This window comes from Clostridium culturomicium (genome assembly GCF_000821305.1).
Lineage (GTDB): Bacteria > Bacillota > Clostridia > Clostridiales > Clostridiaceae > Clostridium_J > Clostridium_J culturomicium.
In genome coordinates this window covers 47,386-73,797 of the sequence record NZ_CCXK01000013.1, presented here as the reverse complement: position 1 = coordinate 73,797, position 26,412 = coordinate 47,386, and the positions used below count along the sequence as shown (strand labels likewise).

Sequence of the window (26,412 nt, the reverse complement as noted above, 5' to 3'; positions counted from 1 at the left end):
ATGTTTTTTTCCACAAAGCTTGAAAAGAAATTAACTGTTTCTATAATAGTTTCACTAATTATTTCTGTTGCAATAGGGTTCCTAGTAAATTTTCTTGGAGAAAACATTCTATACAAATACTATGATGAAAGTGCTTTGCTTAAGAAGAAAAGTATCCAAGCGCTATCTGACTTTAGGTCTTATGTATCTAATAATAAGATTTCAATAAATGATGAAACTGAAATTGAAAGTTGGATTCGTGATAATAAATATGTAGATATTTATATATTTCAAAATAATAATTTAGTGTACAGTTCAAATAGATATTTATCTTACTATGGCGATGAAAATTTAACAAGAATACCAAACATATCAGATAATTTTGATGACGTTTCTTTTTATGATGCAGATGCCAAAGTTTATATAGAATGTTATTTTGAATATAAATATTATTACGTAACGCTTTTTTTATCCTCAGCTACTGGATTAATCTGCTTTATCCTTATTATGCTTACTATAATTCGAAGAAAAATCTCCTATATAAGAACTCTTGAAAATGAAATTAAGATATTAGAGGGTGGAGATTTAAACTATGACATAACCATAGAAGGAAATGATGAATTAAGCTACCTTGCAGAAAGCATCAACGAAATGAGGAAATCTTTTATTGAGCGATTACAAAGTGAAGATGAAGCAAAATTAGCTAATAGTGAGCTAATTACTGCTATATCTCATGACTTAAGAACCCCACTCACTGCATTGTTAGGCTATCTTGATATTATAGAATATAAAAAATATAAGACTACAGAAAACCTTATGCAGTATATCCATAACAGTCGTGAAAAAGCTTATCAAATTAAATCTTTATCAGATAAACTCTTTGAATATTTTCTAGTATTCAATAAAAAAAGTGACTTAGATTTAGAAACCTTTAATGTAACTGAAATACTGGACCAGCTATTTCAAGAAGAACTTTTTATGTTAAATGATGAAAGCTTCACCTTTGATTTCACCCCATGCAATACTGCAGCCTCTTTGGATATGAATTTAATTTCAATAAGACGTGTCTTAGATAATGTATTTTCAAATATTATAAAATATGCCGATAAATCAAGGCCCATTAACATAAGATATTACATTAAAGACGAAAATTTAATTATTATAATTCAGAATAAAATAAATAAAAACCTAAACGCTGTAAGCAGTACAGGTATAGGCTTAAAAACCTGCACAAAAATTATAGAAATGCATAAAGGTAAATTCTATGCTAAAAAAACTAATGATTCCTTTACAATTACTATTAAGCTACCTGTAAAAATCACACCTTAAAACTTTTATAGTCTAACTATAGCAATATTATTTACCATTTATCTCTTCCCAAGGCACCTTATAAATAGCATTGGCAGATTATTAATAAAAATAAACCCTATCCTCTTTTACTAAAGGACAGGGTTTATTTATTTTAAGCTTCTAATGCTCTCCAATGGAACTTTTCTCAAAGTTCTCCACAAATCCATGTAAAAGTTTATTTATAGGTTTCTTTAAAAGCATTGCCATTACAATAGCTCCAGCTATATAAATCAGCAGCACTGATATATCTTTATATAGTACACTTAGTACTACTCCGCCAATTGCTTCTCTTGCAAAGGAGATGGCATAGGTAAATGGAAGGTATGGATTTATCACTTGGAACATATGTGGAGTTAATTGTATTGGGAAGGTTCCACCTGAACCTGCCACTTGAAGTACTAGTAATATTATTCCTATTACCTTACCAACATTTCCAAATACAGATACCAGAGAGTATACAATAAAGGTAAACACCCAGCTGGTAAAGATATTACCAAGGACAAAGAGTACTGGATTTAAACAAGTTATTTTTAGAAGATATAAGTCTCCTAAAGCTACTATTAAACCTTGGATTCCTGTAACAGTCATAAATAACAACAACTTTCCAAAGTACACTTCATGAGGTTTATATTCTCCCTTAGCATTTACTGTTAATATAGAAACTAATAGTAGAATACCTACCCATAGAGATAACACTGAGTAAAATGGTGTCATTGCTGTACCGTAGTTTGCTATAGGGAATACCTTGTTCTCTACTATGTTTACAGGGTTAGCCAGGAAGTCACTTCTCTTTGTTACATCTGCTTTTAATAAATCAATAACAGCTTGTAATTCTTCATTATTATTTATTTTTCCTATTTTATCTGTTAACTCATTAATCATCTCTTCTGATTTTGGAAGAATTTCTTTCACATAATCTAAGCCTTCAACACCCTTACCAACGCCTTCATAAGCAAGAGTTAAAATTTCTTCAACCTTTGGTAGTTTATTTTCAGCTTCTTGTAGTATTGCAATGGCACCTGCTGCCACTTCATTTCCCTTATCAAAAATTTCGTTTAACTTTGGTATGATTGCAGAATCAAAGTTTTCATATATGCCCGAAGTTATTGAAGCCACATCATTTGTAACAGTTATGACATTGTTTAATAAAGTTAAATCCGGCTTAACGCCATTTGCCACATTGTCCTTTATCACATTTAAACTTTGTAAGGCAGTATTTAACCTATTGCTAACATTACTTAAATCCCCAATAAGTTTATCCAGATGCTTTCCTGGTGCTAATTTATTAAGCTTTTCTAAAATCCTTATTAAGGAAGTTGTCATGTCCTGTGCAGTATTAACCTTAGCTGTTAAACTGTCTATCATTTCTGGAACCTTTTCAGACCCAGAGTTTATTGCGTTAATAACGCCTTCTGTGAATTTCGAAATTTCACTAGCTATGTCATTTACTATTTTTATATCATTTTTTATTATTGGAGCAACTTTACTTACTCCATCCTTAGATTCACTTAAAAACTCCTTCATACTGCTGCTTAAACCCTGAGCGTTTTTAATGGTACTTTGAATTAAAGGTATATCACCCTGAATTCCTTTTATCAAATCTTCCATTTTCAGTGCTCCATCATAAGCTAAATCTGTAGTGTCATTTATACTGCCAAATTTTCCTTGAAGCTCTACTAATAGATTATGTATTTGTGATATCTTAGGCATTTGATTTTCCAGCTCTATACCAATCTCATTTGCAGCTCCAAATATAGCTTCACTAACAGTTTCCACAACAGCCTTGCTAACCTTCTCTTGTACTCCTGTAGCTCCTTTATCTGTAAGCTTTGGTGCTATGGCATTTATTTTTTCATTAACTGAATACTCTATCTCGCCCTTATTAATCTCACTTGTCACTATGGATGTTAGTTCCTTAGAGAAATTTTCTGGAATGGTTATTGTTGCATAATACTTACCTTCTTCCAGTGCCTTTTTAGCTTTCTCCTCACTAACAAACTGCCACCCTAAGCTTTTATTTTCTTTAAGCTCCGAAATAACCTGATCACCAATATTAATCTCTTTATCCCTTAAGGTGGTTCCAACATCCTTGTTAACAACCCCAATTTTTATTCCACTTGTAGCACTCTCTGAATAGGGGTCCCAGGATGCCGCTATATTAAACCAGGCGTACAAGGACGGTAAAATACACAATGCTAAAAGTACAATTACCGCTGCATAACTAGAAAATATTCTTTTTAAATCATCTATATAAATTTTAAATATATTCTTCATTGGGCTCTTCTTCTTTCTACATTTATCTTTTTGTATTTCCTATTTCATATTATTTTTCTGTTATTCTCAAACTAATTTATGTTAGTTTTATCTTGTTCTTTATCTTATATTCATCTTAATTGTATTTACTCTATCATGGACCTTATCCAATAGTTCTAGCAATTTGCTAGTCTCCTTTTCATACTTATATATTTCTCCCCCTTCTTCCTGTGCACTATAATCCATTGAATCTCCACTGCCAAGCCACTCAATTATTGCGGTTTTGCTAAACCTCCACTCCCTGCCAATCTTTCTCGCCGGTATGTTTTCTTCCTTCAAAAGCTTTATCATAGTCTTTTCACTTACACTTAACAACTCGCAAACTTCTTGCATATTTAATATTTCCTTCATCAAAACCATGCCTCCCTATAGCTAGTACAATCAAATTATTATTATACTCCTTTTTTTAAGTCTGACAAGCCTTAACTGAATTTAATAGTAAGTTGACTTACTTTAACACACTTAATCATCTTATTTTTAAATCATGATCTCATCATTTTCTCTTATCAGCTACATTCCGGCTTGAATTTTATGTCAAAAGTGCTTTTGAAGATAATCAATATATAATTAATTATTTATAAAAAAAGAAAAGCCTAAACTCCTCACCATTCACTTACTGAACCTAAAATTCAGTTTCAGTAGTATCAACCATAACTGTATTAGCATATGAAGCAAAGATAGATTCATGGAAAATCAGTACAAATCATTCTTGAAGTTTATATGAAATTTTTTCATATAAACTTCAAGATCATTTTGTAGAAAGCATTGAAAAGAGATTAACTTATACAGAACATTGTACAAAATACCATGTGATTAATCCTTTAAAATTAAAATATATATTATAGTCTTAACTTCTCTTCCATTAGCCTTTTTTGCTCATCCACAATTAAGTTGTCCATTAATTGACTTAAAAATAACACCTCAGGTGTAAGTCCATCTTTTTCATATAATTCAACTAATCTTTCTTGTATTTCAGTAAAATCGCTAATTTTACTCATAAAACCTCCTCCTATTCACATTTTTCTATTTTATATTATTAAAGATAAGTTTATCTATATAAAAGTTCATTTTTTTATTTTTATTTCTTATTTTTTACTATTTATTAACATTTAATTGTAATATAATGTAAAATAATACATATTTTTTATATCAAAATTTTCAAATTCATTGTAATAAAAAAAAATCAAGTATTAGTAAAATACTTGATTTTCTTCATTCATAAATAATTAATCATATTTAAATTCAATACTTTTCTCAATAATTTGTATACCATAAATAGTTCTATTATTATCAATATAATTCGTAATTGGAATTATATTGACTAGTACTATTGTAAGAATAATTATATAAATTATATTACACAAATAATTATTCAAAGATAAACTTCTATTTATATCATTAATTCCAGCAATAACAGATTTAATTAATATAGTTAACACCAATATACTCAAAGCTAAAATAAATAAACTCTTACTGTAATTTTTACTTAATTCTTTTTTCAACGCTACTTTAGCTGCATTTAATCTACTTTTAACAGTTCCTTCAGGACAATTTAATATTTCCGCCATCTGTTTAATGGAATAATTTTTAAAATATTTCAGTATTAATACAGTTCTATGTTTTGCTTTTAAACTTAATATAATTTTAATTATTTCCATTTTACTTTCATCCTCAATATATCTAACCATTGGATTGTTTTCATCAACTAATTTTAATTGTAATTCTTCGTCTGTGATATTAATTGGTCTTTTATTTGCTTTACTTAGTTCTTTCATTGTTGTATTATAAGTAATTCTATTTAACCAAGCAATAAATAATTTTTCATCTTTTAAGGAGTTAATATATTTAAGGACTAAAAGGTATACCTCTTGCACTATATCACTCGTCATCTCAGGGTCATTTGTAATACTCAATGAAAAAAAGTAAACTTTTTTATATGTTAATTTATATAACACATCAAAAGCAGATTTATCGCCTGATTTTAAATCTCTAACGGCTTTTAATAACTCTTGTTCATTAAATTTAATACTAAACCCCTCCCATCTAAACATTATTTATACTCTGTTACAATAGGAACTGAACTAATTTAATTAAGCTTCACAATTATAATCACATCCAATGATAACATAAAGGTAAACAGAATTTTTTTCATTCTTTAACTGTCATAGCACTAATCCCTCCCTATACCTATATTTTCTCAAGTATTTTTGCATATTACAAGTAATATTGTTTTAAATAAAGCTACCACTAATATAAATTCATAATAATAGAGGCTATAACACCCACGTAAAATTAAATTTCCAGTGAAATAAAAGCAGAGCTAAAAGCCTAAATGCTTTTAGCTCTGACATTACATATTTACATTTTATTCTGTGCTAATATATAGTAGCATTTGTACCTGCTAATCTCTTAATATTAAATTAATATGCTTACAACTTCCCTATCTATACAAATATAAAACCTATAACTAAATAAGCTACTAATGCTATGCCTGCACAAGTCAATGCATATGGTAACTGAGTTTTAACGTGATCGATATGGTCTGAGGCAGCTCCTGTAGACGCTAAAACCGTTGTGTCAGATAACGGTGAACAATGGTCTCCGAAAACTCCTCCACCTGCTACTGCTGCAAATGCAAGATATACCAATGTAGTTACTTCTCCACCTGAGAATTGAAATGCCAATGGTAATGCTATAGGCATACATATAGCAAAGGTTCCCCAAGATGATCCTGTTGAAAATGACATTAATGCCGCTATCATAAATATTGCTACTGGTAAAAATTCTGGTTTTAAAAATCCTTCACTTATAGAAATAATATAGTTAGCTGTACCCATAGTTTTACTTAACCCGTTAACAGAGTATGCTAATGCAAGTAAAATAATCGCAGGTAAAGCTCCCTTAATTCCAGTTGTTAAAGTATCCATTATTTCTTGAAATGGTATACCTTGTATAAACATACTTATCCCCATGAATATAACTACAAATAAGAAGGATTCCATAGTTTTCGCAGAACCTAATGTTATATATGTGCCCAGAGCTATGATAACAATTAGTAATATAGGTAAAATAAAGTTTAAGAAGATTCTAGGCTTTAATCCTTCATAAGGTTTCATCTCAGTTAACTCTTTCCCTATAAGTGGAATAGCTCCATCTCTAATTACTTTACCTTCACGCTCTGCTCTCAATTCTGCTTTCTTCATAGGTCCAAAGTCTTTAACTATTCCTGAAGCTATTAATCCTACTAATGCTACAGAAATTATTGCATATAAATTAAATGGGATAGCTTTCAAAAATAGGTTTGCTGCATCCTCTTGAGTAATAATTGGACCGATACCTATTGCTAATGCACTCAAGAATGTTGACCATGCAGTTATTGGAACAAGTATACTTACTGGTGCTGCTGCAGAGTCCGCAATATATGCTAACTTTTCCCTTGAAACTTTTGCATCATCTGAAACACTTCTCATGGTTGTACCAACAAAAAGTGGAGCAAAGGAATCACTAAAGAATGAAACCATTCCCAAAAGCCATGCTGATAATTGTACCTTATTTCTAGTCATTTTTTTATCTTTCATATACTGAGTAAAGCCTTGTATTGCTCCAGTCTTTTGAAAGAATGCAACTAAAATTCCTATAAATGAATTTAAAAGCATTATCCAAGCAAAATCTGGTGAACCTATACTCTCTTTTAATAAAATTGGAAATCCAAATATACCTTGTCCCGCTACTAAAGTACCAACTATACAAGCTACCGCTAAAGATATTACTGTATTTCTCGTTATAAAGGATAATACTATGGCTATGGTAGCTGGCAATAATGAAATTATACCCATACTTGTTAGTTCACTCATTTCAATCTCCCCCATCTTATATTTTCAAAGTTTTCTGTAAATTCTTTTTTTTATTTTCTCATTTATATAATTATTATACTATATTCAACACTTCTTCCGGAGAACTATAAGGTCTCTTCTGCTTTAGTCCTGTTTCCTCTAAGGTAAGAACACCATCATAGCAGGTTAAGCCTCTTCTTAAGTGTTCATTTTCACATAAGGCCTTGCGCACCCCTTTACTAGCAATCTCTATTAAGTATGGAAGTGTTGCATTACATAATGATGTTGTCGCAGTTTGTGAAAATGCAGAAGGTATATTATCAACACAATAATGGATTATTCCACCTTCAGAATAAACTGGATTATCATGGGAAGTGCTTCTACAGGTTTCAATAGCTCCACCTTCATCACAAGAAACATCCACTATTAAACTATTAGGTTTCATTAATTTTAACATATCTCTTGTAATTAAATGATCAGTTCTGTGCTTTGGCCAAAGAATGCAATTAATTAAGACATCTGATTTTTTTATGCAGTCTTCAATATTTTTCTTATTTGAATATAAGAACTCTACACCCTTAGGTAAAACTTCCTTTGCTCTTTCAAGTTTTACTGTATTTATATCCAGCACAGTAACTTTATTTCCAAGACTAGCTGCAAGTTCAGCTGCTCCTAATCCTGAGTTTCCTGCTCCAATTACAACAATTTCAGCTTTTTTAACACCGCAAACATCTGCAAGCATTAAGCCATTTCCACCATTAATTTTTTGAACACATTGAACTGCCATTAAAAATCCGCCTTTTCCAGCAATCTCACTCATTGGTTTTAATAATGGAAACTCATTATTTTTATCTGTTATATCTTCATAGGCAATACCAATTACCTTCTTCTCTAACAATGCATCTGTCTGCTCCCTAAATGCATTAGAATGAATATAAGTAAAAATAATTTGTCCTTCTTTTAAATAGTCAAACTCCTCTGGAAAAAGCTCCTTTACTTTGTAGATAATTTCTGATTTTTCAAATAACTCTTTTGGTGAATATAGTATCTCTGCTCCCATATCCTCATATTCAGCATTTGAAAATCCACTACCTAAGCCTGCATTGTTCTCAATATATACTCTATTGCCTCTTGCACATAATTCCTTTACTCCATCTGGTGTTATCGCTACTCTATATTCATTATTTTTAATTTCCTTTGGTACTCCTATTATCATAAATATTCACCCCTTCTATTATAAATAAAATTTAAAATCTACTTAGCTTTAAATTGCACGCTGTACTTATTAAAGCTAAGTTATTTTTAGCGACTGGATTTTTAATTTAAACTTTTAATTACCTTAACAATTTTTCCAATGCTCTACAAACAATCTCTTCACTTAAAACTTTTTCTTTTTTCTCATCTATCTGAGGATTTCCTGTAGGATACGGAATTGCTTGTGCCCCTGATATTCTAGGTGCACCTACAGTCTTAGATATTGGTGTCACAGTACAAATATGAACTGCTGGGATACCAGCCTTTTCAATTTGTTTTACTATCGTTGCTCCACAACGTGTACAAGTTCCTCACGTACTCGTTAATATAACTCCATCAACACCATCTTCTAAAAACTTACTTGCAATCTCCTGCCCCATTCTAGTTGCATCTGAAACCGAAGTAGAATTCCCTGTGGTTGTAGTTAAGTAACCATATACACTTCCTATAGCCCCTTCTCTTTCCAGCTTCCTAAGTATATCTAGCGGTGCCACCCTATTTGGATCTAAATTTGCATAAACTGGATCATACCCAGCATGAACTGACTCAAACTCACCTTGTCTTAGTGACTCCATGTTTGAAATATCATACATTTTAAAAGTTTTTGCTGTAGCGGCTGGCATATGGTCAGGATTTCCCATTAATACAATTCCACCAGTTGTACATAATGCAATCTTAGCACTCTTTAAATCCTTCAATGGCTTTGCTGGTTCAACCTTATCATAGGCAGAAATTTCAAGTTCTGTTTCATAAGGTTCATTTTTCATCTTTTTTAGAAGCATCTCAATAGCTCTCTCAGCTCCATTCTTTTCTTTAAATACATTTACTCTTTTACCCTTTGCATAGTATTGTTCTTCTTTAGGTGTACCAATTTGAACTCCATTTAAAAGTTTATTGGCGAAGCCACACATTAATGGAACAGCCTTTCTAATTCCAGCTGCTGACTTTGCAACTTCCATAATATATATATCTTTTTTATACATCTCAACTGCAGGGTTTTCCCAGTATAAACCCGTAATAGCTTCAATATTAAATTCAATTTTAATAAACTTGCATACATCTGCACAAGCAATTCCAAATCTTCCTGCATTAAAAGCTGGTCCTGCAATTATTAAGTCTGGATTTATCTCCTTAACCTTACTACTAATAAACTCTTTAACCTTCTCCATATTTTCTACATAATAATTATCACCGCAGATTATAGTTCCAACAATTTCTGCATTCTCTAACTTTGATGCAAAAGCATTAGCATTTCCTACTGGACCTTCATGAAAAGTTGGTTCATAATATGCCTTATCTTCTCCACCTACTTGTCCAAAAAACTGATTAGTATAAAAAATTACCTTTTTCAAGATATTCCCCTCCTCGCTATATAGTAATTGCACTTAATTTAGTATTTCCCTGAAGATTGTGACTTCCCATGATTCCATGTATTTCAACCAATAATCTTCCATCACTCTGTATTGAATCCACATTTCCGCCTGTAACCCTTGCTATTTCTGAAAGTTTACCTATAACTTTATCCATCTTAGGAAGCATTATAGTAGCATTACTATTTCCAGTAGAAACTATAGCATTAGCTTCAGTAACACTATCCGGAAGGGATTCTGACATACCGTCAACTCCTGCATCTTCATTTGTTATTATTACTACTTTTACACCCTTTTTCTCTAAGGATTCACAAGTAATCATTAAATCCGTTGTAGGATTTCCAAATCCCTCCTGTGATATTACTGCACCTTCAGCTCCAAGCATCTCCGCTAATCTCACTGTTAGCATACAATTTCTATATTTTTCTTTTAAAGTAACCATTAATGGGTTTAAAATTACTCCCATGAAATTCATCTCTTTACCATGCTTTTCTAGACACTCTTTTATCACAGCATTATTTTGATGATGATAGGTGGTCGTTTTTGAACCAGGTGATACACAATTTCCACTTACTATGGCTCCATCAATAACTTCAAGTGGTGTAACTAATGTGGGTACAATTATTTTTGAATCTCTTCCATAGAAATATGTATCATGTAATAGCCCTTGACTCATGCAATTATATACATACACTACTTTAGGTAACTCCTTAAACTCAGCATATTTTTCCCCTATACTTTTCCACTCTAAGCTCTCACTTCTAAATTCTTCATAACCAATACCTATACTTCCTATATAAGCTGCAACCTTTAATCCAGCTAACCTTATAGTTTCTTCTTGTTCATGCTGATCTACAAAATCTTCTTTGGTAATACTCATTGTTATATTTATTAATTTAGAAAATATACTGTATTCTGCTCCCGGACCACTCATATCTATTAAGCCTTCTTGGAATCCTACAATTGGTCCTGTTGTAACAACTGCACAGCCTTTCAAAGCATAAGTAACTCCACTTCCGCCTTCAAGCATATATTCCTTAAAGGTTCCTGGAAATATTTCATCATCCACTTTTGCTCTTGGTTCAATTACATCTTTTACTGGTAAAATTCTAACGGACTCTCCTGGTCTTGCAATGTCAAATTCAACATCTTTTACCCTTTTATCTTCCTTAACTAAACTTATAAGACTATTTTTATTGATATATAAGATACCATTTTCAATCTTCTCTGTATCAGCAAAAACAGCATCCTTAATATCAATATTTCTCACTTCTAAATTCATATCTTCTCTCCTTTGCAAATTTTATAAAATAATTAGTGCTTAACTGTAAAGCTATTTGTATATAAATATAGCAATTTCCATGCCACTTTATAAATCTCCTAATTACAAGGTTTCATTAAAATACAAAAGAGTTAACCGACAATTTCTTGTCTGTTAACTCTTTTTTTGTGCCAAAAAGCTGTCGTTTTTAAGATTACGCCAATTTTCTGTCTATATTTTACTATCTATACCTAGCTTATCCATTTTATACTTTAAAGTTTGCCTTGGAATTCCTAATAACTCTCCTGCTTTTGTCTTATTACCTTTTGTAATTCTTAATGCCTTCTCTATTACTTCCCTTTCCTTAGCCTTTAAAATCTTATTTAAATTATACTCTTCCTCATTTAAATTCTCTGTATTTTCTATTGTTGATTCATCTCTTATTGAGCTTTTTTGTGGAGTATATGAATCTTCTTGATAAATCCTATCATACATATATGCTGGCAAATGGTGTATATCTAATATTTCATCATCGGTTATACATATCATGGACTCAATAATATGTTTTAATTCTCGTACATTACCTTCCCACTCATAATCCATAAATATCTTTTTTAATCGAGTGCTTATTCTCTTAACATCTTTTAAATATATTTTATTGAATTCTTGTATATAATAATCCACAAAATATTGTATATCTTCTTTTCTTTCTCTTAGCGATGGTATCTTAATCATACTGCTGCTAAACCTATAAAATAAGTCTCTTCTTAATTCATTCTTTTCAATAGCCATCATCGGGTCTATATTCATTGCTGCAATAACCTTAACATTAACGAACTTTTCCTCATTGGAGCCAACAGGTCTAAAACTACCATCCTGAAGTACCCTTAGTAATTTTCCTTGTACCCCATAAGGCATAGAATTAATTTCATCTAAAAATATAATTCCCCCATCACCCACTTCAAATAAACCTTTCCTATTTTCCGAACCTGTATAGGCTCCCTTAGATGTACCAAATAATATAGCTTCAATTAAATTTTCTGGAACAGCCGCACAATTTTGTATGATTACTTTTCTCCTTGGTATCCCACTATAACTAATCATAGCTTGTACCAACATTTCTTTTCCTGTTCCTGTTTCTCCATATACTAAGGTAGGATTGTGTGTATTAGTAAAAATTTTAGCTTGTTCTATAACTGACCTCATACTTTGACTATTAGTTATGATATTATCAAAAGTTATGTTCCTAAAATTCACACCACTATTTTCAATCTCTCCACTTGTCCATGAACCCTTTTCATTCTCTATATTATCAATTGTAGTAACGTCCTTAACAAACTCAATAACTCCATTTATTTTCCCTTTAATGATTATAGGTATGGTAATATTATGGGTACAATATATTCTACCTTTAAAATCTTCGAATTTTTGATACTTCTTTACAATAATCTCTCCACTTGTCATACATCTCACTATAGAACTAGTTTCTTTTTCTATTGATGGGTATATCTCAAAAAAGTTTTTATTTATATACTCACTTTTATCTAATTTATCAGTTGATACATTTAATCTGTTATCATATCGAGTATTATATATTATTGAAAACTCTCTATCCACAATTAAAATATAGTCTACACTATTTAGCTTTAATCCATTTATGTTAATCATAAATTCCCTCCAACCAATAAATATTATCAACTTAATCCTAAATTAACACTTACCATTGATATATATATTTAAAATAATCATACCTGCAACCCCTAGAGCCACAGCTATCTTCTCATTTTTATTCACCCTTTTCCCCCAAATAAAATATCTTATAATCTATAACTTAGAAATCCTCTTATACCTTATATGTAATATTCTCTAAACCTTGGTTATATCCTTTATTAGCATAGGCTTGTATTTTCATTTTATTACAAACCTCCTAATCTTTCATATAATTAAAAAGACTCCACTAATCTTTAATCTAGTGAAGTCATCTCTTGTTGCCATATAATTTTCATATTTATAGTCTATTAAGTAATCTAATTACTACAACTTTCACATAATCTCAGAGGGCGTTGATCCTATATGCTTTTTGAAAACCTGACTAAAGTAATGCTGATTACTATACCCTACCCTCTTGGCAACTTCATTAACTGTAGTAAGTTTTCCTTCCGTCATTAAGATTTTCTTTGCCATTTCAATTCTAATACTAGTTAAGTATTCATTAAAAGTCATCCCAATATCCTTCTTTAAAGTTTTGCTTATATAACTTTCACTAAAACCTACACTCTTTGCTAGGTCTAATAAACTATACTCACAATTGCTATAATTATTGTTCACTTCCGTTAAGATTCTTTTGGTTAATGGATTTAGCTTATCATCACTTTCATCAGCTTTTTCACCTAAAAGATTTATAGCCTCAATCAAGGTTTCTTTAAGCTGGTTTTTATTTATGGGCTTTAAGATATATCTAAACACACCATATTCTATAGCTTTTTGAGCATAGGAAAAATTATCATACCCACTGATAATGATAAAAATTGTATCCCTTGATAACTTAATCCCTTCCTTTATAAACTCTAATCCATTTATAAAGGGAATATTTATATCCACAAGTGCAATATGAATTTTATTGTTTTTCAACAATTCCAAGGCCTGTATTCCATTGCTTCCCTCAAATATTGTTCCAATATTTAATTCATAGCTGATAATTCTCTTCTTAATACCTTGTCTTATTAATTCTTCATCATCAATAATCAAAACATTATTCATCGATTTTCCTCCTTAAGAATTGGGTGTGTCACTATTGCAGTAACTTGATTTTCACCGTTCACAAGTTTAACCCCATATTCCTTTCCAAAGTTCAGTTTCAACCTTTGATTTACATTATATAATCCATATCCGTCTCCACCATTTTCTTCCTCAAATCTACTTTCCAAGAGGTAATTTACTTGGTTTATTTTCTCCGTATCAACATTCTCACAGCTGTTGATAACCTTAATTACATACTTATCTTCTGATATATCTATCTTCACTGATATAAAGCCAGGTTTCTCCATAAGCTTTATTCCATGATAAATGGCATTTTCCACTAAAGGCTGCAGCGTAAACTTCATAAATTTACTGCCTCTCTTTATGTCTCCTTCATCAATGGTGTAAGTAAATTTACTCTTGTATCTTAAAAGCTGAATATTAACATAGCTCTCTAAATGCTTTAATTCATCTTCAATATTGATAAAGGTTTTATCGCTGCTTAAGCCTATTCTGAATAAAGTAGCTAAATCTCCAATAGCAGTTTCAACATCCTCATCATCCTTTTCGATGGCCATAGCTTGTATGGTTTCTAAGGTATTATATAAAAAATGTGGCTTTATCTGACTGTATAAGGCTTTGTATTCCGCCTCTTTCTTTAACCTTTCTTCGTACTCTAATTTATTTATTAAGGTTTCAATATTATGTATCATGGCGTTATAGCTATTGCCCAAGCTGTTAAGCTCTTTGCTCTTAGTATCTGGTTCCATGGGGTTTAATTTCCCATTCTCCACCAAACTCATCTGAACCTTTAAATTTTCAATTGGCCTTACTATTGATTTTACATATTTATTTAATATATAAATTGTTGTTAGAAGTATTAGAATTCCAAAGCTAAGTATTATATAACCTGTAACATCAAGCTTTCTACTAATAAAACTATTTGGTACAAGCATCATTATCTCCCAATTTAAGCTATCTTTTATAGGTGCTTCAAAGTGAGTGAACTTTTTCTCCCCTTCATACTCTATATCCGTAGCTATGGTTGATACTAATATTTCCCTCGTATCCCTGTTATAAAGCTTAAGTGGAAAGTTATAAATATTAGCCCCATCAACTACCTGTTGAAGATAATCAATGGATACCGCTCCACTTAAATATCCCTTAATCTGCCCTGAATTATTTTGTAATTTCATTACAATAAGAATTATTTTCTTATTATTAGCTTTAGAAATAATAGGATCACTTACTATAAATTCCTCACTACCCTCACTTATTTTCTTGAAATATTCTCTATTTCCTACTTCAATAACTTCCCCTGAGGTTAAATATTTAAGTCCATTGGTAGTAACCAATCCAAAAGATTCATAGTTGTCGCTATTGGACTCCTGATACTCTTTTAACTTCATAATATACTCTTCTATATTATCTTTAGTTATATCGTCTTCCTTTATTTCACCTGCCAGTTGTTTCATTTCACTTATTCTCATATTAAGCCAATAACTGATTTCATTAGATTTTGACTCAATTAAATCCATGGTTGTTTTCTTAATGTCTGGAGATATAAACATATTTATGTTCATAACGGAAAATATCATTATTGAAATAAGCGAAATACTTATTAAAGTAGTTATAGGTATAATAATTTTAGAATATAAGCTCCTCATTACTTTGTCCTTTCAAATATAAAATAAAGTCTACATGCCTTAGCAGTAGACTTTATCAATAAATTCTAAATTGTATTACTATTTTACTACATTCTGTCCTGCAATTCTACCAAAAACAATTATATCAGTAATTGCATTTCCGCCTAAACGGTTTGTTCCATGGATATCTCCAACCACTTCACCTGCAGCATATAAATTCTCTATTACCTTACCTTCTTTATTTAACACTTCTGCCTGAGTATTTATATCAATCCCACCCATAGTGTGATGTGTAGAAGGAGTTACCTTTTGAATGTAGAATGGTCCTTCATTAATTGTTCTAAGGGTACCGCCCTTGTTAAAGTCACTATCTTTTCCCTCAGCAACAAAGCCATTGAACTTTTCTACTGTAGCTTTAAGAACCTCTGGGCTTATTCCATAGTGCTCAGCAGCCTCTTCTATAGTATCAGCTTTAAAGATTACTCCATCCTTCTCCATAGTTTCATATTCTTTGCTGTGAACATCTACCATGTTACCTACTGACTCAACTTCTTGTCCCCAAATTAAATAAGCCACTGAATCTGTCTGCTCTATAATTCCCTTTGATATAACGTCTCTTCTACCCATTTCATCAACAAATCTATCTCCTTCTTGATTAACAAGGATAGCTCCATCAAATCTTGAGTTAGCAACGTAAGAGATAATTCCTGTAACAGGGCTGCAAGTTGGATAAACCTGAATATACTCCATATCCACAAGGTTAGCACCTATAGCTTCTGCCATCTTTATTCCATCTCCTGTACTTGCATTAGTACAAGTTGTTTTATACTTTTCATCATAGTGGTCGTTATACTTCTTTCTCATCTCAACATCAGCTCCAAAGCCTCCTGTTGCTAATATAACTCCCTTATCTGCATTAAATTTTACTTCCTTACCTTTGCTTTCAGCAACAATTCCCTTAGCAGCACCATTTTCTTCTATAATAGTCTTACCTTCTGTCTCCATGAAGAATTCTACTCCAAGTTCCTTAGCCTTAGCTTCTAATTTATTAATAAGCTCAGTTCCTTTATTTCCTTGTGGAATTATAGCTCTAGGTACAGAGTGACCTCCAAATTGCTGAAGTCTATCTGGCATTAACTCAACATTCATTTCATCAATAAGCCAGTTAGCTGCGTCTAAAGCATTTTCTGCCATAACCTTAACAAGTTCTGGATCATTCTCGTTATCTCCACCCTTTAAGGTATCCTCTGTAAATAACTCTACAGAATCCTCAATACCTTGAGCCTTCTGCTGCTCTGTTCCTGGTACATTAAGACCTCCACCAGATACTAAAGTATTCCCCCCTGAGAAAACTGTCTTTTCAAGAACCGCAACCTTTGCTCCATTTTGAGCTGCCTCAACAGCCGCTGAAAGTCCAGCTCCACCAGCTCCAACTACAACTACATCAAAAGTATATTCATCTTGAATTTCCTTTGAAGCTAAAGGCTGTTTTTTATGTTTTTCAAACATGGCATCCGTTCCACCAGCTTGTCTTAATGCATCCTTCACAGCCTCCATCATGGCATTTGAGCTTACTGTAGCACCAGTAACAGTCTCTACATTGGTGCTATTAGATTCCTTTATTACTAAGCCTATAGTTTCCATAGCACTATCCCCTAAACCCTTTGTTTCAGAGTGCTCAACAACCTTAACCTCACTTATTTTTCCCTCAACTACTGTAACTTCTACCTTTACTTCACCGTTATTTCCCTTTGCTTTTCCTACATATGTACCCGCTGTATAGCCTTCACCTGCTCCTTTATCATTACCTTTAGAACAAGCTGTAGCACTTAACATCATTCCTGCAGCTAAAGCTATTGCAAGTATTCTTTTAATCGATTTTTTCATAAGTAACCCCTCCAACTTAATGATTTGTTAATATTATAACAATGTCTATTGTGTGAGTATTTATATTTTTCAGTTCTTTTGTATAAAATTCAGTACAGAGTTCTTAAATGATATTTAATCCCATAGGTGACTACTTATGTCGGTGCCTATTATTGAATAAGTAGTTCAATTAATTTACCAATTTTATCCCTCTATTTTCCACCAACAAATTTTGGTATAATATCCAAGTTGATAAATAAAAAAATCCGCAGTGGGTGGCTGCGGGGGTTTTGAACGCTTTATCCCCCTTGGACTATTGGTGATATTTCATCATAGCTATGGGGTGGTATTGGATATGCTAAATTTTTTATTCGTAGCTGTATTAGTGATTATCTTTGTTAAAATACATATGAAAAACAATATATATTTTGATTGTATAAAAATTAAAGTTAAAGTAATCGGTCTAGATGTAGAAATCCAGAGCAAAGAGAAAAAGCACCTACCCGACAAAGAATAGTGCTTTCAACTCTTAATTAAACATATTAATTTTATCCAATAGCCCTAAAACAAAATAAACGTTTCAGGATAGCTTAGTGTTGACGCACTAAGCTTTTTCTTATTTACTATTATATCAAACTTTCCATAAAAATAAACCTATAAGTTTTAAATTGTTTAAATTAGATCATACAGGTTTCCATAAGTTTCAAGCATACTCATCTTCTACTAATTGTGATAATATCTCTAACTTATCCAATATTACTTCTTAATCCCAAAGGTTCTACTTGCACATAACACCTATATAATGTAATATATAATATGAATTGGAATTATTTATATATTCTAATTCATGTACAGAGTAGGAAGTAAAGCGTTAAGTATCAGATGAACGGGGAGTTGACATCTGGGCGAAAAGTTCTCTTGCGGTTTTACTTTCGCATCCCGCTGTTACAACCAAAAAAGGTGTTTCCTTCTTTTATTGTAACAAGCTATTTTAGCACAGTTAAAAGGAGGTTTTTTCGTATGAAAAAACAATTGGAAATCTTATCATCATCTTCAAAGGAGTTAAAGTCCTTAAGTACTTTAACAACCCTTTCTTTGCTAATGGCCTTAAACATAGTTATGAGTCAAACCCTTTCTATTAAAATAGGGTCAGAATTCTCTATTGGCCTTGGCTTTCTTGCCATTGCCGCAGCTGCCTATTTCTATGGTCCCATAGCAGGAGGTATTACTGCAGCACTATGCGATTTAATTAAAGCTCTATTCTTCCCTTTTGGACCATTTTTCCCAGGTTGGACACTAAGTGCCTTTATAGGGGGATTTATTTATGGAATGTTCTTTTATAAAAAAGAAGTAAAGCTTTATCATTGCATTTTAGCTAAGGTGCTCATTGCAGTAATAGTCAATATACTGTTAAATGCATTATGGATTCACCTGACCTATGGCTCTCCATATTGGCCGCTGCTTTCAGCTAGAATTATTAAAAACGTCATCACTATCCCTATAGAAATAGGTATATTATATGGCTTTATAAAATTTGTACTGGCACCAATAAAGAGAAATGTTCCAAATTTAAACAAAACTGTAAAACTATAATTTAAATAAAGTATAAATATACTCCCAAAATAAATGTAAATAAAAAGTGCCGCATCTAATATACATGCAGCACTTTTTATTTATTTCCTATTAACAACTACCTACTTTATCGCACTCATGAACTTTGCAATGTCCTACCGCTTTATTTCAGATTAACTAGCTTCTCTATTGTATAACCATTAAATATATAAGTCTTAAGCTTTAATGCCATTATTACTACCCTTAAGCTTTATCCTCCAACATTAAATATGAAATGAATCTTAGATGGAGCTCCACGTTTAATATTATAGTTCTACTAAGAATATCTATAAAAAAAGAGAAGAGCCTAAGCTCCTCCCTCAATCACTTACTGAACATCAAAGTCAGTTTCAGTAGTGTCAACTATAACTGCAGTAAGCTTCTCAATCAAAGCCCCATTCTTGCTAACAATGGCACCAGTTTCTAAAACTGCATCCATTATTCCATTAATCTCCTCAGCTGTTACCTCATCTTTAACTGAGTTAACAATAAGATTAAACTTAGCTCCTGCTATATCCTTAAAACTCATTACTAGTTTTCTCTCCATGATCTCCACTCCTTTTTTCAACTATAATTATCTCAAAGTCTTTTCCACGGTACCTATGATAAACCCTCAAAAGGAAGGTTCTTCTCCCTTTGTTAGAAAGACCTACCCTACTGTTAATCAAAGTTAAAACCTGAAAAAGACTGTTACATAAATTCAGTAGCTCATCTATAAAGGTGAAAATTCTTTTCATAAAATCCACCTCCTTAAAGAAACTCTTTCTTTTACCTGTGAGAGTCCCTCTTAACTACTTTGAAGCTCCTACTCCTCTATTAATGAGAAGTCATCAACTCTTTTAAGCTCAACTGGATAGCTAGTTAAAACCTCACCAATTGCTGCACCTACCTGAAATAACTCTTCATCAGTAGCTGACTTATTGATCTTTGAAAACTTCTGACTAACAACCTTAGGGGTACCATCTAAATTCTGCCCCTTTTCAAATCTTAAAACTAAAGCTGTACTGTTTTTAATGTTTGATACTGCCATGTTCATCAACTCCCTTCAATAGTAAATATGCATAAGTGGAAGGGGAGTGTAATTTTTCTTTAAAATTTATATAAAAAAAGTAACTTAATCTGAATTAAACTTAAAAACTATCCTTTTAGGTTGCTCTCCACGTGAATGCTGTATATTTTCAATTATTCGCTTATCAAGTCCACAATTTTTCCTACGCCCTTCTTCCTCCATCTCCCCAAAGTGCCTTCGCTTATATACAGCTCCCTGCATAATTGAGCCCTTGATTTCCCCTCAAAATATAATCCCTTAATAACTCTTTGCATAGGAGTTTCAAGTACGCCTACAGAGGTTTCAAGTTTTAATAATTCCACTTCTTTTTTTCTAATTTCTTTTTTTAACTCTTTAACCCTATTTGATTCCTGTTTTTCTTTTTTATCTTTATATCTCATGGCTATGTTGGCTGTTTTGTCTGCAATGCTACTATGTTTCACTTTTTCTCCCTTGAAGGCTTCAAAATTCATTACTTCTATAATTTCATCCTCAGATTCATAGATTGCTATCTTCAGTAAAGCTTTTGATACTTCAATCTCTCTTTTTATCTGGTGATAATTCTTCAAAAGATATTCCACATATTCTTTGCTTTCCAACCTTCCATCTCCTTCTATAACACTCTCCTGTTATGCCTTATCAAGATTTTTATCTCATAAATCAAATTATTAGTACTTTGTGGCAAACTTTGTGGAGAAGAGCTTTTTTTACTTATTTTCTTAAAATATAGTAGCTAAAAGCTATTAATATCCTTCCTACCACTTCTGTACACTTTATAGAGAATTTTTAATAACTTTGCCACATTTTCCTTGAACCCTGCACTATCACTGACTTTCACCCTGTGGCAAACTTTGTGGAGATTATGTGGACTTCATGCTTTCATCATTGTTTTGCCACACTTTCCTCAAAATCCACTCCTTCTTTTCTCTGTTATTATCCTTTATGAATATCTGATATTTACCTAAATTTCTTCCTCATCACAAATTCTTTCATAAGCTCTTTGTGAGTTGTATATCTTAAATCTTCTATTGCCATTTTTATTTCCCTCATAATCTCTCCACCCTTCAATTTTAATCATCATTGCATTTATTTCAGTAGAATCTCGCTTTTTTATGCTGCCTTTATCTTTTCCAAAGCATTCACACCAGATTTCCATAGGGCACACATATCTTCTCTGGACTGTCCCAACTACATTTTCAAAATCTCCTGCAAGAAAGCTTCTTCTTTCATAAAGATTCATTCTATCCCAGTTTTCTGGAAGCAGAGTTTCAAGATATTCTTTTATAATTCCTTCTCTATCATCAGTCTCCATAGCTCTTTCCTGTTCTATGGTTGCCATTTCAGCCACCTCATCCTTAAGATAGATATCCTCTCCCTCATCATAATAAACCTTTGCTTCTGCCCAGAGCTGATCAATGCACTCCTCTTCCAAATCCCAAGGCTTTTTCTTTGTATCCCCTGTAACATTCACTGGCCAGTATCTTCTATTCCCTGTGATATCTCTTAAGAACCTTCCTTCATTATTGGTAGTTCCAACAATGATGCACTGCCTTGGATGGTCCTCAACTGCAACCCCATAGCTTTCCCTGTATTTATCATCTGTCCTAGTGATAAATCCTTTGATGGTATCAATGTCCACCTTCCTAAGCCCTGCCAGCTCTCCCATTTCCACAATCCAATAACCTTGAAGCTTTTCAGCAGCTGTTTTATCTCTCATATCCGTCACCGTTAAACTATCTGAAAACCACTTAAGTCCAAGCTTTCTAAAAATAGTACTTTTTCCTTTGTCTTGTGGTCCATTTAAAACTAAAATAGTATCAAATTTCTTCCCTGGCTCGTATATCCTTGCAATTGCCGCAATTAAAGTCTTTCTTGTTACCTGTCTGGTGTATATATTATCTTCTGCCCCTAAATAATCCACCAAGAGAGTATCCACCCTCTTAACACCATCCCATTTAGGCAGTTCAGAAAAGTAATCCTTTATTGGATGATAAGCCCGTTCTGAAGCTACTGCCGTATAAGCCGCCTTAATCTTTGCTGGAGACCATAAACTATAAATCTTATCATAATACACCTTCAGGGATTCAATATCTGTATCACTCCAACCACTTTTCACTCGAAGCCAAGGAAGGTCATAGCCCTCCTTAACATCAATTCCATACCGGTGCTGATTGTAGGCTATTCCCTTAAGATTTTTATCATTCTGTGCGATGAGAACTATATTGCTGAGTTTCTCCATAAGTTTTCCCTTATTATCTATGTAAAGCTCATCCATCCAGCTGCTGTCTACCTCATCCTGTTCTTCTCCCTCTTCTCCATCCTCCTTTTTAAAATCAAAAACTGCCTGGCCTATTTTTTCTTCCATAACCCTCTTCTTAACCCTCTCATCATTAACACACAGATTCTCCATGGCCTTAAAGGAAGGTCTTTTTATTATTGGAGTTTTATCAGTACAGCCCTCGTCCAAAGTTCCAAACCTGTGAAGCCTTACCAGGTCAAAGGCATTACAGAGCCTTCCACACACCGGGTCCGTGGCATGGTGGGAATATGCAAACTTATCCTCATACACCACCAAGCCTGCAGTAGAATCAGCAGGGATATAATCAAACCGATTATCAATAAGACTTAAACTATAAATATTACTTAAAAACCTTGCAACAGCATCTGAAATGGAGTAAGTTCTGCAGAAGATACCAACGATACCCTCCTTTTCAAGAGGGTCAGCCTGTCTTGAAACCCTCCTCTCATCAACTGCCTTCTGCCTTGAAGACACTGGCCATTGATTGCAATCCTGCCAGCTATCATACTCCTCAAGGACTAAATCAGGATTTAAAAACTCTCGGTCTTCATACTGAAAAACGAACTCACCATCTTTAGATGTAGAAGGATAATACATTAACCTGGATGGCTCATAAGTGGTGTCATCAAACTGCTCAATGCCAATTTTCTCAGCAATCTTTCTGGAAACTGCCATATACTCATCACAACAAACCACTCTTGAAAGAGGAATTATAAGCCTTAATCTTGGTTTCTCCTTGGTATGCTTATGAGTAGAATAAATACAGTAGGTAAAATCATAAAATTCCTTAAGCTGCCTCAAAACATTCATATCCCCATAATCCATGTCCAAAGTAATCATTGAGCGATACTCAACATACCCTCTTTTTCTTCTTCCGTCCCTTAGCTTTCCTGCAACAAAGCCTCCCACATCCTTAATTTCATCCTGCTTCTCCTTTGCAAAGCTGAAATACTCTTCCACGGTTTCAGCTGTTCTCCTTGTACCACTAAGCCTGTTCTTTATCTGATTCCAGGATAAATTCTCCTCCCTTAACTTACTAACCTTTCTCGACTTTGCTGTAGAAATAATCATTTCCTCTATCCCCTTTATACTTACTTTTTCACCCTATTTTCTATAAAAGTCACATTGAAACCCGTCCACCTCAAGAGGTAACCCCTTTGCCCACTGGGGAGGCTCCTTCATAATTTCACAAATTCTTTCAAGGGTTAAACTTTTGAGTGGTTCTTCAATGATAACCTCATCGTGTATGTGCATCACTATCCTGTGTCCTGCTTCCTCCAGCCTCAGCATTGCTTCACCTAATATGTCCCTTGCTATTCCTTGAACAATATTTTCCACAAATTTAGGTCCATAGCTTTCAATTCGTCCCCATTTCTTCCCCGTGGTGATACCTTCATAGGAAACCACAGTGCTTCCCCATTTATTCGTTTCAACCTTAGGCTTCACATAGGATAACCTTCTTCCAGAAGGCAATTCAATAAGAAGCCTTTCCCTAGTTAAAAACATTTTAATTCTCCCAACCTGAGTACTGTTGCCAGTGGTTATAGTTCTTATAACGCCCAAGCCAATGCTCCACCAAAATCTTGTGATATGTGGATTGGAGCTTCTCCAGGTTCTTACTAGCTGCTTAAGTTCCTCTTCTTTTAAGCCCATTTCCAGTGCTCCCATGGCTGTAAGTGCTCCTACTGAACCACCGTATCCTAATGCAAGCTCTGCAATCTTCCCCTTCTGTCTTAAAGCTGAGCCCTTTGTAATAGCTTCCTCTGGCACTCCAAACATAAGGCTTGCACTAGCCTCATATATCTTTCCGCTCCTTTCGAAAACTCTAAGCCTCCAGCCTTCCCCAGAAAGCCATGCAAGAATCCTGGCTTCTATTGCTGAAAAATCCACCACAATAAACTTATGTCCTTCCTTTGGAATGAAAGCCGTTCTAATTAATTGTGATAAAATATCTGCTGAATTTTCATAGAGCATTTCTACTTCTTCAAAGGCTCCCTTCTTAATAAGGTCTCTTGCTAGTTCAATATCCTTTTCCCGATTCTGAGGAAGATTCTGAACCTGAACTAACCTTCCTGACCATCTTCCTGTTCTGCTTGCTCCGTAAAATTGAAACAATCCCCTCACTCTGTTATCCCTGCACACCGACCTCTTTATTGCTTCATACTTTTTAATTGAGGTCTTTGAAAGACTAAGCCTTAGTTTTAAAAGCTTTGAAACCTCATCACATCTCCTTTTTGAAGTAGCTTGAACTGCCGAGCCACTCTCAATATTCAAAGTCCTCCTATCAGTTGAGATATTCTCAATAAGCACTTCTCTCCCTCTAACGAATTCAGTGTCCTGATTCAAACCTGTACCTTCCGTTATCAGCTCCTCCACAACCTTCTTGGATAAACTTTCAACCATAACTCCTCTTTCCTTAAGCCACAACTTAACCTGTGCCGGTGATTTAGGATTCACTTCCTGAGTAAGCTCCTTCCATTGCCTTAAAAGTCCCGCTCCATAAAGCTCATCACATCTTACAGCCTGATGAACTACCTTTAAATCCACCAGCACTCCTCGTTGATTTATCCTTTGGTCCAATTCATAAAGCTGCTGTTCTCTCTCACTTAACTGGAAGGCATTTAACCTTGCATTTACAGCTCTTTCAACCTCCACATCTCTCTTGCAATATTCCTTAAAAGTTCTCCACTTTTCCTCATTATCAAAAGAACTATTTCTGGTTCTTCCCCCATTAAACTTTGTCCCCTTACAAGGCATGGTAAAAAACTTAATGAGCTCCCTTCCCTCAGTCATCTTCTGAACCTGAAGTCCTAAGGCCTTTGCAGCTCCCTCTAAACTTAAGGGATACCCCATTGCTGCAGCCTGAACTGCAGTACATCTCCAGCTCTCTGCCTTCAACTCTTCCTTCAAATATGTACTAAGACACACCCTTTCAAAGGCTGCATTAAAAGCTCTCTTAATAACCTTCTTATCCCTTATAGCCTCAATAATTTCCCAGGGAATTTCTTCACCCTTTGTCAAATCTATAATCTCAACAGGCTCCTCATCCACACCATAGGCAAACAGAAGTATTTCAAAATCCGAAGAAGCGGTGTAGGGATACACACCACTTCTTACTAAATCAACACTGGAGTAGGTCTCTAAATCTATGGATAAGGTGCTAATCTTTTTATAATTTTTCATTTTCATTCTCCCTTAATAAATTTAGGAATTTCATAAAAATTTCTTTCATCTACAATTGCTTTAAAAATCTATTCTAAATAATCCTCAATAAAGGTTCCAAACTCTACCCTTGGATCACTATATCCAATTAAAACCTCGCCATCCTTAAGCTTCTGAAGATTTCCAAGTCCACAGGCCACTCCAGCACTCCCCTCATGATTAAAGGTATAAAAAGTGATACTTGCTCTCCCGTAGCAGCCACTGTAAAACTCCTCCTCATTTAGAACCAGCTTCAAATCTTTATCAACAATTTGAGGCTGCGTCTTAGAATAAGCATTAATAAAATAGCAGCCTGCGTAAGCCTTATCCTCTGGCCTTTCAACGTCCCCATCCCTCACTGGCATTTTCATGTCCTCAAATCTTGATTTTTCTATCTTTTCCCTGCCCTTCTCCATGGCAGCGTCCACTGCTGAAATCACTGAATCAATAGTACCTTCATCCTCCTTAGAAATAAGAAGAGTAACACTATAGCGTTCCTCCCCATTATAGACAGCCACTGGCTTATGGACATTAGCATAAGCAAACCTCACAAGACCTGTAATAACCTTTGTACTTTTTCCTATCATTTCATCTTCCCCCTTACTGAAAATAACCTCTCTTAACCTTTTATTTGTCAACTTT

Annotated in this window: 21 protein-coding genes and 1 riboswitch; of the genes, 2 read left to right on the top strand and 19 right to left on the bottom strand. The window is 33.4% G+C overall.

Annotated elements, in window-relative coordinates; genetic code table 11:
- Positions 1 to 1,308: a sensor histidine kinase gene (locus BN1075_RS02295; protein WP_456151390.1), complete on the top strand. Its 1,308-nt coding sequence runs from the start codon at positions 1 to 3 to the stop codon at positions 1,306 to 1,308.
- Positions 1,309 to 1,449: 141 nt separating this feature from the next.
- Here the strand turns inward: BN1075_RS02295 and BN1075_RS02290 are convergent, their stop codons facing one another.
- The 12 genes from BN1075_RS02290 to BN1075_RS02235 form a co-directional block, all read right to left on the bottom strand.
- Positions 1,450 to 3,603: a YhgE/Pip domain-containing protein gene (locus tag BN1075_RS02290; RefSeq protein ID WP_040191425.1), complete on the bottom strand. Its 2,154-nt coding sequence runs from the start codon at positions 3,601 to 3,603 to the stop codon at positions 1,450 to 1,452.
- 99 nt (positions 3,604 to 3,702) lie between these two features.
- Positions 3,703 to 3,993 (bottom strand): helix-turn-helix domain-containing protein, encoded by a 291-nt coding sequence (locus tag BN1075_RS02285; RefSeq protein WP_052406347.1) that lies wholly within the window; start codon positions 3,991 to 3,993, stop codon positions 3,703 to 3,705.
- 488 nt (positions 3,994 to 4,481) lie between these two features.
- On the bottom strand, positions 4,482 to 4,640 hold the full coding sequence (locus BN1075_RS21385; protein ID WP_148315443.1) for a Spo0E family sporulation regulatory protein-aspartic acid phosphatase: 159 nt from the start codon (positions 4,638 to 4,640) through the stop codon (positions 4,482 to 4,484).
- Between the two features lie 228 nt (positions 4,641 to 4,868).
- Positions 4,869 to 5,693 (bottom strand): RNA polymerase sigma factor, encoded by an 825-nt coding sequence (locus BN1075_RS02280; RefSeq protein WP_040191423.1) that lies wholly within the window; start codon positions 5,691 to 5,693, stop codon positions 4,869 to 4,871.
- Between the two features lie 393 nt (positions 5,694 to 6,086).
- Positions 6,087 to 7,496 (bottom strand): Na+/H+ antiporter NhaC family protein, encoded by a 1,410-nt coding sequence (locus BN1075_RS02275; RefSeq protein ID WP_040191421.1) that lies wholly within the window; start codon positions 7,494 to 7,496, stop codon positions 6,087 to 6,089.
- 73 nt (positions 7,497 to 7,569) lie between these two features.
- On the bottom strand, positions 7,570 to 8,691 hold the full coding sequence (locus tag BN1075_RS02270) for an alanine dehydrogenase (protein WP_052406346.1): 1,122 nt from the start codon (positions 8,689 to 8,691) through the stop codon (positions 7,570 to 7,572).
- 118 nt (positions 8,692 to 8,809) lie between these two features.
- Positions 8,810 to 10,081 carry a glycine/betaine/sarcosine/D-proline family reductase selenoprotein B gene (locus BN1075_RS02260; RefSeq protein ID WP_407637958.1) on the bottom strand — a complete coding sequence of 424 codons (1,272 nt, stop codon included), beginning with the start codon at positions 10,079 to 10,081 and terminating at the stop codon, positions 8,810 to 8,812.
- 16 nt (positions 10,082 to 10,097) lie between these two features.
- Positions 10,098 to 11,381, bottom strand: coding sequence for a glycine/sarcosine/betaine reductase component B subunit (locus tag BN1075_RS02255; RefSeq protein ID WP_040191418.1), 1,284 nt, complete (start codon positions 11,379 to 11,381; stop codon positions 10,098 to 10,100).
- Between the two features lie 210 nt (positions 11,382 to 11,591).
- Positions 11,592 to 13,028 carry a sigma-54 interaction domain-containing protein gene (locus BN1075_RS02250; protein ID WP_040191417.1) on the bottom strand — a complete coding sequence of 479 codons (1,437 nt, stop codon included), beginning with the start codon at positions 13,026 to 13,028 and terminating at the stop codon, positions 11,592 to 11,594.
- A gap of 375 nt (positions 13,029 to 13,403) precedes the next feature.
- On the bottom strand, positions 13,404 to 14,120 hold the full coding sequence (locus BN1075_RS02245; RefSeq protein WP_040191416.1) for a response regulator transcription factor: 717 nt from the start codon (positions 14,118 to 14,120) through the stop codon (positions 13,404 to 13,406).
- Positions 14,117 to 15,682, bottom strand: coding sequence for a sensor histidine kinase (locus BN1075_RS20535; RefSeq protein WP_197072255.1), 1,566 nt, complete (start codon positions 15,680 to 15,682; stop codon positions 14,117 to 14,119). Before BN1075_RS20535 ends, BN1075_RS02245 begins: the two co-directional genes overlap by 4 nt.
- Before the next feature lie 162 nt (positions 15,683 to 15,844).
- Positions 15,845 to 17,632 (bottom strand): flavocytochrome c, encoded by a 1,788-nt coding sequence (locus BN1075_RS02235; protein ID WP_040191415.1) that lies wholly within the window; start codon positions 17,630 to 17,632, stop codon positions 15,845 to 15,847.
- Positions 17,633 to 18,461: 829 nt separating this feature from the next.
- A riboswitch (THF riboswitch) is annotated at positions 18,462 to 18,558 on the top strand.
- 73 nt (positions 18,559 to 18,631) lie between these two features.
- Between BN1075_RS02235 and BN1075_RS02225 the strand changes: the two genes are divergently transcribed.
- Entirely contained in the window at positions 18,632 to 19,204 is a 573-nt protein-coding gene (locus BN1075_RS02225) for a folate family ECF transporter S component (RefSeq protein ID WP_042386836.1), read from the top strand.
- Positions 19,205 to 19,550: 346 nt separating this feature from the next.
- Here BN1075_RS02225 and BN1075_RS02220 read toward each other — a convergent pair whose 3' ends face one another.
- From BN1075_RS02220 to BN1075_RS02190, 7 genes are all read right to left on the bottom strand, one after another.
- On the bottom strand, positions 19,551 to 19,769 hold the full coding sequence (locus BN1075_RS02220; RefSeq protein WP_040191412.1) for a DUF2922 domain-containing protein: 219 nt from the start codon (positions 19,767 to 19,769) through the stop codon (positions 19,551 to 19,553).
- Positions 19,741 to 19,959, bottom strand: a complete 219-nt coding sequence (locus BN1075_RS02215) for a hypothetical protein (protein ID WP_040191411.1) — start codon at positions 19,957 to 19,959, stop codon at positions 19,741 to 19,743. The genes BN1075_RS02220 and BN1075_RS02215 overlap by 29 nt, the downstream gene beginning before the upstream one ends.
- Positions 19,960 to 20,027: 68 nt before the next feature.
- Positions 20,028 to 20,252, bottom strand: a complete 225-nt coding sequence (locus BN1075_RS02210; RefSeq protein ID WP_040191409.1) for a DUF1659 domain-containing protein — start codon at positions 20,250 to 20,252, stop codon at positions 20,028 to 20,030.
- A gap of 152 nt (positions 20,253 to 20,404) precedes the next feature.
- A complete protein-coding gene (locus BN1075_RS02205) occupies positions 20,405 to 20,869 on the bottom strand; it encodes a hypothetical protein (protein ID WP_040191408.1) in 465 nt (154 codons plus the stop codon).
- 362 nt (positions 20,870 to 21,231) lie between these two features.
- Positions 21,232 to 23,640 carry a virulence-associated E family protein gene (locus tag BN1075_RS02200; protein WP_040191407.1) on the bottom strand — a complete coding sequence of 803 codons (2,409 nt, stop codon included), beginning with the start codon at positions 23,638 to 23,640 and terminating at the stop codon, positions 21,232 to 21,234.
- 33 nt (positions 23,641 to 23,673) lie between these two features.
- Positions 23,674 to 25,752, bottom strand: a complete 2,079-nt coding sequence (locus BN1075_RS02195; protein WP_040191406.1) for a DNA polymerase — start codon at positions 25,750 to 25,752, stop codon at positions 23,674 to 23,676.
- A gap of 68 nt (positions 25,753 to 25,820) precedes the next feature.
- The gene (locus BN1075_RS02190; protein ID WP_040191731.1) at positions 25,821 to 26,357 is read right to left on the bottom strand and encodes a DUF2815 family protein; all 537 of its coding nucleotides are present in this window, start codon (positions 26,355 to 26,357) and stop codon (positions 25,821 to 25,823) included.
- Between the last annotated feature and the right edge of the window lie 55 nt (positions 26,358 to 26,412).

Excerpts from the sequence above, each read along its gene's own strand:
- BN1075_RS02215 (WP_040191411.1), bottom strand. The coding sequence starts at position 19,959 with ATGAAAAGAATTTTCACCTTTATAGATGAGCTACTGAATTTATGTAAC.
- BN1075_RS02295 (WP_456151390.1), top strand. The coding sequence starts at position 1 with ATGTTTTTTTCCACAAAGCTTGAAAAGAAATTAACTGTTTCTATAATA.
- BN1075_RS02225 (WP_042386836.1), top strand. The coding sequence starts at position 18,632 with ATGAAAAAACAATTGGAAATCTTATCATCATCTTCAAAGGAGTTAAAG.
- BN1075_RS02250 (WP_040191417.1), bottom strand. The coding sequence starts at position 13,028 with ATGATTAACATAAATGGATTAAAGCTAAATAGTGTAGACTATATTTTA.
- BN1075_RS02235 (WP_040191415.1), bottom strand. The coding sequence starts at position 17,632 with ATGAAAAAATCGATTAAAAGAATACTTGCAATAGCTTTAGCTGCAGGA.
- BN1075_RS02200 (WP_040191407.1), bottom strand. The coding sequence starts at position 23,640 with ATGATTATTTCTACAGCAAAGTCGAGAAAGGTTAGTAAGTTAAGGGAG.
- BN1075_RS02245 (WP_040191416.1), bottom strand. The coding sequence starts at position 14,120 with ATGAATAATGTTTTGATTATTGATGATGAAGAATTAATAAGACAAGGT.
- BN1075_RS21385 (WP_148315443.1), bottom strand. The coding sequence starts at position 4,640 with ATGAGTAAAATTAGCGATTTTACTGAAATACAAGAAAGATTAGTTGAA.
- BN1075_RS02285 (WP_052406347.1), bottom strand. The coding sequence starts at position 3,993 with ATGAAGGAAATATTAAATATGCAAGAAGTTTGCGAGTTGTTAAGTGTA.
- BN1075_RS02290 (WP_040191425.1), bottom strand. The coding sequence starts at position 3,603 with ATGAAGAATATATTTAAAATTTATATAGATGATTTAAAAAGAATATTT.
- BN1075_RS02270 (WP_052406346.1), bottom strand. The coding sequence starts at position 8,691 with ATGATAATAGGAGTACCAAAGGAAATTAAAAATAATGAATATAGAGTA.
- BN1075_RS02210 (WP_040191409.1), bottom strand. The coding sequence starts at position 20,252 with ATGGCAGTATCAAACATTAAAAACAGTACAGCTTTAGTTTTAAGATTT.
- BN1075_RS02275 (WP_040191421.1), bottom strand. The coding sequence starts at position 7,496 with ATGAGTGAACTAACAAGTATGGGTATAATTTCATTATTGCCAGCTACC.
- BN1075_RS02255 (WP_040191418.1), bottom strand. The coding sequence starts at position 11,381 with ATGAATTTAGAAGTGAGAAATATTGATATTAAGGATGCTGTTTTTGCT.
- BN1075_RS02280 (WP_040191423.1), bottom strand. The coding sequence starts at position 5,693 with ATGTTTAGATGGGAGGGGTTTAGTATTAAATTTAATGAACAAGAGTTA.
- BN1075_RS02220 (WP_040191412.1), bottom strand. The coding sequence starts at position 19,769 with ATGGAGAGAAAACTAGTAATGAGTTTTAAGGATATAGCAGGAGCTAAG.
- BN1075_RS02190 (WP_040191731.1), bottom strand. The coding sequence starts at position 26,357 with ATGATAGGAAAAAGTACAAAGGTTATTACAGGTCTTGTGAGGTTTGCT.
- BN1075_RS02195 (WP_040191406.1), bottom strand. The coding sequence starts at position 25,752 with ATGAAAAATTATAAAAAGATTAGCACCTTATCCATAGATTTAGAGACC.
- BN1075_RS20535 (WP_197072255.1), bottom strand. The coding sequence starts at position 15,682 with ATGAACATAAATATGTTTATATCTCCAGACATTAAGAAAACAACCATG.